At 71.2% G+C, this 7,620-nt stretch carries 9 protein-coding genes; 5 read left to right on the forward strand and 4 right to left on the reverse strand.

Annotated elements, in window-relative coordinates:
- The first annotated feature begins 39 nt into the window (after positions 1 to 39).
- The 4 genes from AB0H83_RS51100 (at position 40) to AB0H83_RS51115 (ending at position 1,832) form a co-directional block, all read left to right on the forward strand.
- Positions 40 to 132 (forward strand): GNAT family N-acetyltransferase, encoded by a 93-nt coding sequence (locus AB0H83_RS51100; protein WP_360111111.1) that lies wholly within the window; start codon positions 40 to 42, stop codon positions 130 to 132.
- The gene (locus tag AB0H83_RS51105) at positions 102 to 266 is read left to right on the forward strand and encodes a hypothetical protein (protein ID WP_360111090.1); all 165 of its coding nucleotides are present in this window, start codon (positions 102 to 104) and stop codon (positions 264 to 266) included. The genes AB0H83_RS51100 and AB0H83_RS51105 overlap by 31 nt, the downstream gene beginning before the upstream one ends.
- A gap of 23 nt (positions 267 to 289) precedes the next feature.
- Positions 290 to 424: a hypothetical protein gene (locus tag AB0H83_RS51110; RefSeq protein ID WP_360111093.1), complete on the forward strand. Its 135-nt coding sequence runs from the start codon at positions 290 to 292 to the stop codon at positions 422 to 424.
- A gap of 157 nt (positions 425 to 581) precedes the next feature.
- Positions 582 to 1,832, forward strand: coding sequence for a pectate lyase (locus tag AB0H83_RS51115; RefSeq protein ID WP_360111096.1), 1,251 nt, complete (start codon positions 582 to 584; stop codon positions 1,830 to 1,832).
- On the opposite strand, the gene AB0H83_RS51120 is transcribed toward AB0H83_RS51115, so the two are convergent.
- Positions 1,819 to 4,194 carry an FdhF/YdeP family oxidoreductase gene (locus AB0H83_RS51120; protein ID WP_360111099.1) on the reverse strand — a complete coding sequence of 792 codons (2,376 nt, stop codon included), beginning with the start codon at positions 4,192 to 4,194 and terminating at the stop codon, positions 1,819 to 1,821. The two genes, AB0H83_RS51115 and AB0H83_RS51120, sit on opposite strands and share 14 nt — an antisense overlap.
- A gap of 314 nt (positions 4,195 to 4,508) precedes the next feature.
- Positions 4,509 to 5,939, reverse strand: coding sequence for a cellulase family glycosylhydrolase (locus AB0H83_RS51125; protein WP_360111101.1), 1,431 nt, complete (start codon positions 5,937 to 5,939; stop codon positions 4,509 to 4,511).
- 236 nt (positions 5,940 to 6,175) lie between these two features.
- Here AB0H83_RS51125 and AB0H83_RS51130 point away from each other — a divergent pair, with 236 nt between their 5' ends.
- The gene (locus AB0H83_RS51130; RefSeq protein ID WP_360111104.1) at positions 6,176 to 6,856 is read left to right on the forward strand and encodes a M23 family metallopeptidase; all 681 of its coding nucleotides are present in this window, start codon (positions 6,176 to 6,178) and stop codon (positions 6,854 to 6,856) included.
- Positions 6,857 to 6,878: 22 nt separating this feature from the next.
- On the opposite strand, the gene AB0H83_RS51135 is transcribed toward AB0H83_RS51130, so the two are convergent.
- Both AB0H83_RS51135 and AB0H83_RS51140 read right to left on the reverse strand, forming a co-directional pair.
- The gene (locus AB0H83_RS51135; RefSeq protein ID WP_360111106.1) at positions 6,879 to 7,382 is read right to left on the reverse strand and encodes a hypothetical protein; all 504 of its coding nucleotides are present in this window, start codon (positions 7,380 to 7,382) and stop codon (positions 6,879 to 6,881) included.
- 5 nt (positions 7,383 to 7,387) lie between these two features.
- The coding region (locus AB0H83_RS51140; RefSeq protein ID WP_360111108.1) for a DUF664 domain-containing protein at positions 7,388 to 7,620 on the reverse strand (233 nt) is incomplete at its 5' end.

Genomic DNA, 7,620 nt, shown 5'->3' on the forward strand with positions numbered 1-7,620 from the left:
GGCTCCTCGTCGTGCTGGTGCCGATCGCAGATCCACACGGTGGTTGAGGACGACGCGCGCAGGCGAGGCGTCGGTTCGGCGTTGCTCCGCGCGGCGCAGCGGTGGGCCGCGCGTTCCGGCCGTTCGCGCTAATCGTCCTGCGCCCCGAGGCGGGCCTGCTGGCGGCGATGGACGTGTTCGAGGCGCCGGGCCTGTTCCCCGCGTTCGGCCTGCCGGCGAGCCTGGACCCGGGGACGCTCCCCGGTGGCTTGCCGCCGCATGGTTGAGGGGGCGTGCCATGATCGTCCGTGTGAGTGCCTGGGTCTACAACGAGCGTCCGGCCGGTGTCCGGTTCGTGCCCGACACGGTCGCGGAGCCGGGCCGCAGCGAGCTCGAGGACGAGATCTGGTCCTGGATCGTGCGCGGCAGCGTGCCGCTGACCTGAGCGGCCGGTTTTCACGCCCGTCTTTCATCGACGGCGGGCTGACGAAGGGCGCGGTGGGCGTACCAGCGTCGATGTATTGACAACAACGAATGAAGTCGCTACGGTCCGCCACCTGGGAAAGCGCTTTCCTCGGAGTGGAGGTTGAGACGTGGCGCTCGTGAGTGCAACAGGGCCGGTCAGGCGATGGCGGACCGCACTGCTCGGCGCGGTCGTGCTGTCGGTCGTGGCGGCGGTGACGACGGTCGCGGTGCGATCGGCCGACGCGGCGACGATCGTGCAGGGGGCCTGGTACAACCTGGTCAACGTCAACAGCGGCAAGGTGATGGAGGTGACCGGCGCGTCCACCGCGGACGGTGCCACCGTCACCCAGTACAGCAGCAACGGCTGCCAGTGCCAGCAGCTCCGGTTCGAGTCCGCCGGGACCGGCTGGTGGCGCATCGTCGCCCGGCACAGCGGCAAGGCCATCGACCTGTGGGAGTGGAACACCGCCGACGGTGCGGAGTACCGGCAGTGGCCGATCAGCAGCGGCTACAACCAGCAGTTCTCGGTGCAGAACATCGGCGACGCGATCCAGCTCATCAACCGGCACAGCGGCAAGGCCCTCGAGGTCTGGCAGTGGTCGACCGCCAACGGTGCGAGGATCTCGCAGTACACCGACCTCAACGGGGCGAACCAGCAGTGGCGCCTGGTCCAGGTCGGCACCACCACCCCGACGACCGGCGGTGGCGGCACCAACCCGAGCACCACGTGGCCGACCAAGACCGGCGACGCGCCCGTCAACAACGGCACGATCAAGGTGTCGGGGACGCTCGACGGCGGGATGAGGCGGTACTGCTGCATCGGTGACGGCGGTCAGGGCGAGAGCCAGGACCCGGTGTTCGAGCTGGCCAACGGCGCGACGATCAAGAACGTGATCATCGGTGCGCCGGCCGGTGACGGCATCCACTGCCTCGGCACCTGCACGATCCAGAACGTGTGGTGGGAGGACGTGGGCGAGGACGCTGCCACGTTCCTCGGCACCGGCGGCGGCACCAGCTACGTCATCGGCGGCGGCGCCCGCTCCGCCAGCGACAAGGTGTTCCAGCACAACGGCAACGGCACGGTGAACATCTCCGGCTTCTACGTCGAGAACGCCGGCAAGCTGTACCGCGCCTGCGGCAACTGCACCAACTCGTTCCAGCGGCACGTGGTCGTGGACAACATCATCGCCAGGTCCACGAAAGTGATCGCCGGGATCAACATCAACTGGGGCGACACGGCCCGGTTCACCCGCATCACCGTCTACGGCTCGGCGACGATCTGCGACAAGTACCTGGGCGCGCCGAAGGGCAGTGAGCCGACCCACGTCGGATCGGGCGCCGACGGCGTCAACTGCTTCTACAGCGCGTCGGACATCACGTACCGCTAGGTTCCAACCGCACGACGACCCACTTCGACGTGGGGGTGCCGCTGACCGCAGCCTGCGAGTCCAGCGGCACCAGCGGGTTGGTCTCCGGGTAGTACGCCGCGACGCAGCCCTTGGGCGTGTTGTACTCCACGAGCCGGAACCGCTCGGCGCGCCGCTCCCGCCCGTCGGTCCACTCCGAGACGAGGTCCACGACGTCGCCGTCGGCGTGGCCGAGCTCGGCGAGGTCGGCGGCGCTGATGAACACGACCCGCCGCCCGGAACGGATGCCGCGGTACCGGTCGTCCAGGCCGTAGATCGTGGTGTTGAACTGGTCGTGGCTGCGGATCGTCTGCAGCACCAGCCGGCCCGGCGGCACGCTGAGCACCTCCAGCGGGCTGACCGTGAACACGGCCTTGCCCTCCGGGGTCGGGAACGTGCGGGAGTCGCGCGGCCCGTGCGGCATGGTGAAGCCGCCCTGCGTGCGGATCCGCTCGGTGTAGTCGGCGCAGCCGGGCACGACCCGGCCGATCCGGTCGCGGACGCGGTCGTAGTCGGCGGGGAAGTCCCGCCACGGGATGCCGTGCCGGTCGCCGAGCGTGGCGGCGGCGATGCCGCAGACGATGTCGACCTCCGAGCGCAGCAGCGGACCGGCCGGGGCCGAACGACCCCGGGACGCGTGCACCTCCGACATGGAGTCCTCGACGGTGACCCGCTGCGGCCGCCCGCCGGTCAGGTCCTGCTCGGAGCGGCCGAGCGTGGGCAGGATCAGCGCGGTGCGGCCGGCGGCGACGTGGCTGCGGTTGAGCTTGGTGGAGATCTGCACGGTGAGCTGGGCGCCGAGCATCGCCTCGGTGGTGACGTCCGTGTCGGACATCGCCGCGACGAAGTTGCCGCCGAGCGCGATGAACACCTTCGCCCGCCGGTCGCGGAACGCCCGCACGGCGTCGGCGGAGTCGAAGCCGGGCTCGCGCGGCGGCGCGAAGCCGAACTCGGCGCCGAGCGCGTCGAGGAAGAACGCCGGCGGCGCCTCCCAGATGCCCATCGTCCGGTCGCCCTGCACGTTGGAGTGGCCGCGGACCGGGCACAGGCCCGCGCCCGGCTTGCCGATCATGCCCTGGGCAAGGGCGACGTTGACGAACTCCTTGATCGTGGCGACCGCGTTGTGATGCTGGGTGATGCCCATCGCCCAGCAGTGCACGATCCGCTTCGCCGACGCCAGCATCGCCGCCGCGGTCTCGATCTGCGACCAGGCCAGCCCGGTCGCGGCGAGGACCGCGTCGCGGTCGACGGCCCGCACGTGCCGCTGCCACGCGTCGAAGCCGGTGGTGTACTGGTCGATGAACGCCCGGTCCAGCACCGTGCCGGGCGCGGCGTCCTCGGCCTCCAGCAGCAGCCGGCCGATCGCCTGCCACAGCGCCAGGTCACCGTTGGAGCGGATCTGCAGCAGCTCGTCGGCGAGCCCGATGCCGCGGCCGGCGAGGCCCCGCACCTTCTGCGGGTTGTCGAAGCGCATCAGCCCGGCCTCCTGCAGCGGGTTGACCGCCAGGATCCTGGCGCCGTTGCGCTTGGCGGTCTCCAGCGCGGTGAGCATCCGCGGGTGGTTGGTGCCGGGGTTCTGCCCGGACACCACGATGAGGTCCGCCTCGTGCAGGTCCTGCAGCGACACCGAGCCCTTGCCGACGCCGATGGTGCGGGCCAGCCCGGCGGAGGTCGACTCGTGGCACATGTTGGAGCAGTCCGGCAGGTTGTTGGTGCCGTACGCCCGGGCCAGCAGCTGGTACAGGAACGCGGCCTCGTTGCTGGTGCGGCCGGAGGTGTAGAAGACCGCCTCGTCCGGGCTCGCGAGCCCGTTGAGGTGGGTGCCGATGAGCGCGAACGCGTCCTGCCACGAGATCGGCTCGTAGTGGGTGGCGCCGTCGCGGCGCACCATCGGGTGGATGAGCCGGCCCTGCTGCTCCAGCCAGTGGTCGGTACGCCCGGCGAGGTCGGCCAGGGAGTGCGCGGCGAAGAACTCGGGCCCGACGGTCTGGCGGACCCCCTCCCACGAGACGGCCTTCGCGCCGTTCTCGCAGAACTCCGCGGTGTGCCGGTGGCCCTTCGGGTCGGGCCACGCGCAGCTCATGCAGTCGATGCCGTCGACCTGGTTGAGCGCGCGCAGGTTGCGGGTGGCCTTGACGACCCCCATCTGCCGCACCGCGTTGGCCATGCTGATCCGCACCGCCTGCAGCCCGGCCGCGTGGTCGGCGGGCGGCCCGACCCGCAGCCGCGCCTCGGCCTCGTCCACCGCCGGCCCGCCCCGCAGGGGCGCCGCGGTCTCGTCCGCCGGCGGCCCGGCGGGCGGATCGGCGGGTGGTGGGGCGGCGGCGGGCGGTGAGGCGGACATCAGGCACTCCCACGTGCGGCGGTAACTCTCACGACGAGGGTAGTCCGTCGTCCGCCGCGGCGAGCGACGCGCGCGGTCCGTCGTCCGCCGCGGCGAAGATCCGCGCGAAGATGGCGTCGATGACGTCGTTCTTCGCCAGGCTGTAGTCGCCGGGCCGCTCGGCGGTGTCGCCACCCCGAGTCTGATGAACCGAACCGGTCGCACCGAAGCCGGCCGGGCGCCATCACCACTACGGAGATGATCAGAAGCGGTCAGGCCAGGCACACGACAACGGCCGGCCGGACCGAGGTCCGACCGGCCGCAGGCGCCGGTTGTCAGCTGGCCGTGCAGGTCAGCGGTGCCGGGACGCTGTTCGTGCCGTTCCACGAGCCGAGGAAGCCGAACGACGTCGTCGCCCCCGCCCCCACGGTCTCGTTGTAGTTGACGTTGCTGGCGGTGACCGCCGCGCCGGAGCTCGTCACGGTCGCGCTCCACGCGTTGTTGACCGCCTGGCCGTTGGCGTACGTCCAGCCCACCGTCCAGCCGGAGATCGCCGAGCTGCCCGCGGTGACCCGTACCTCGGCCTGGAAGCCACCCGGCCACTGCCCGACGATCGCGTACGTCGCCGTGCAGGTCTTCGTGCCACCGGGCGACGACGACGGGCTGCGCGAGGCCGACGGCGACACCGACGGGCTGCGCGAGGCCGACGGCGACACCGACGGGCTGCGCGACGCCGACGGCGACACCGAGACCGACGGCGAGGCCGACGACGGCGACGCGCTCGTGGTCTGGCCGCTGTAGATCGACGCCTCGCGCGAGGTCGCCTTCAGCCCGTTGGCGCCGTTGATGATCCGGTCACCGAACGTGGTCAGCTGCGCCGGGTTGAAGCTGACCGTCATGTCCAGGATCGGGTCGGTGTTGCCGCTCCACGACCAGGCGAGCCAGCCCAGCCCGCGGGCCTGCGCCTCGGACAGGATCGTCTCGTGGTCGACCTCGCCGGAGTTGAACTTCCAGCCGAACTCGCCGACCACCAGCGGCCAGCCCTTGTTCTTGAACGCGTCGAAGTACGAGATGATCGTCGCGGCGTTCGCGTACACGGCGTACATGTGGATCGACAGCACCGTGTTGTGCTTGGTGTCCGCGTCCAGCACGGTCTGCCCGGTGTCCCGCATGACGTTCTGCCAGTCCTGGCCCCAGTTCGGGGCGTCGACCATGATGAGGTGCTCGAAGCCGTTCGTGCGCAGCTTCTGGATCGCGGCCGCGGTCGCCGCCGTCCACTGCGCCGGGTTGGTGTTGCCGATCGGCTCGTTGCCGATGTTGATGACGACGGAGTTCTCCTGCCCGACCAGGTTCGCCTTCTGGCTGATCCAGTAGTTGGCCGCCTCGTCGAGCGACGCGGCCGCGCCCTCCTCGCCGTAGCCGGTGGTGTCGTGCACCTCCAGCACGCAGATGAGCTTGTTCTGCTTGCACAGGGTGATGACGGCCGGGACGTCGTTGGACGGCCCCCAGCGCTTCCCGGTGCCCAGCACGACCCGGATCGTGTTCGCCCCGGCCGCCTTGATCGCGGCGAACGACGACGTCTGACCCGTGTACCACACGTGCGGGTGATTGACCCCGCGCATGATCAGGTTCTGCCCGTTCGCCTCCACGATGTTCCGGCCGCTGATGTGCAGGCCGACGGCGGCGGACGCGGGCTGCACGAACATCACCACGGAAGCGGCGACCGCCACCAGCACGGCGCCGAGAACGCTGAGTCTTCTCCTCATGGAAACCTCGAAACGTCGGTGTGAGCAGGCCCGTGACCCGGGACCAGCGGGCCGGACACTAGGTTCGGCGCTGAGCAGTGTCAATGCGCTCCGACCCCGGCCAGGACTCTGTTGCGACCGTGTTTTCGCTGGTACACCCGTTGCGCGCCGCCGCTGCCGCACACCACCCCGACCGTGAACGTTTCACCCGTTGTCCCGGGACAGAGCATTGCGGCGACCGGGTAGATTGATCGCCGGTGAGTGCGCGTGGGATCTACCGGCTGACGATGCTGTCCGTCATCGTCGTGTGCGTCATCGTGTCCTACGTCGTGCTCGCCCGCCGCGCCGACGGACACCCCCAGCAGCCCGGCCCGCGCCCCGCCTTCCAGCTGCCGTTTCCCTGCGGCGAGTCCTGGAGCCTGACCACGTACGCCGGCCACGACGACTACGACATCGACTTCTTCCACAACGGCGGCCCCAGCGCCGGCCGCGCCGTCGTCGCCTCCGCCGCCGGCACCGTCGCCTGGTCGGGCTGGCAGGCCACCCTCGACACCGGCGCCCCGGCCGCCCCCGGCACCGTCGGCACCCGCGGCGGCCTCGGCTTCGGCGTCATCCTCGACCACGGCGGCGGCTGGTTCACCACGTACGGCCACCTCCAGACCTGGCCGGAGGTGCAACAGGACCAGCCAGTCACGCAGGGCCAGCTCCTCGGCCACGTCGGCAAGACCGGCTCGACCAAGGTCGAGCACCTGCACTACGAGCAGCTCGACGACACCCGCGACCCCCGCCGCACCCGCAGCACCGCCGACAAGGTCGAGTCCATCTTCAACGGCGTCCCATCCGGCATCACCACCGACGGCAGCGCCGCCACCGGCCCCATCCACACCGCCGGCCAGCCGTCGCCGCCGCAGAACCGCACCAGCCACAACTGCCCGTAACCGCGTCGCCGCCCGCCCGCCGTCACCAGGGCCAGTCGCCGGCCAAAGCCCCGGGCTCTTCCCCGGGCCACACCACGAACGCCGCCGCGGCGCCCTCGTCGAACACCAGCTGCGGGCCCGCGACCGCCGCCAGGGCGCACGCCGCCCGCAGCACCGCGGCCGGGTCCGGCTTGCGGAACGTCACGGTCTCCACGGCGGCGTCCGCCGGCACGGCCGGCCCACTGCTCCGGCCGGCCGTGTACACGCTGACCTCACCGAGATCCACCACCGCGCCGCTCGCGCAGGCCGCCGTCCCCGGACACTCCGGCAACCGCGAGCCGGCCGGCTCCCCGACTACCTCGAACCAGTTCGTGCCGTGGCAGTCGGCCTCCCGCAACGCGTCCAGGACCGCACCGACCGACGGCCGCGGCAGGACCTGCGGCACCCCCTCAGGCACCCCCCGGCCGCACTCCGCCGAGGCGATCCACTCCGCCATGCCGTCACGACCCAGCGCATCCACCGGCACGACATACAGCGACCAGCTCACCGGACCTAGTCGAACCGGTCGGCGAGCGCCGTCAGCTTCGTGACGTACGCCGGCCAGTCGTGGTCGGGGAGGTTGGTGTTCTCCTGCCGCAGGCCGATCGCGCCGTCGTGCTGCTCGCGCATGATGTCGGCATGACCGGCGTGCCGGGCGAGGTCGCAGGTCACATGGATGATGATCCGGTGCAGCGTCACGTCCCGTGTGGCCGGCCGCCACCAGGGCACCTGCCCCGGCGCGTCGA

Source organism: Dactylosporangium sp. NPDC050688 (assembly GCF_040654515.1).
GTDB lineage: Bacteria > Actinomycetota > Actinomycetes > Mycobacteriales > Micromonosporaceae > Dactylosporangium.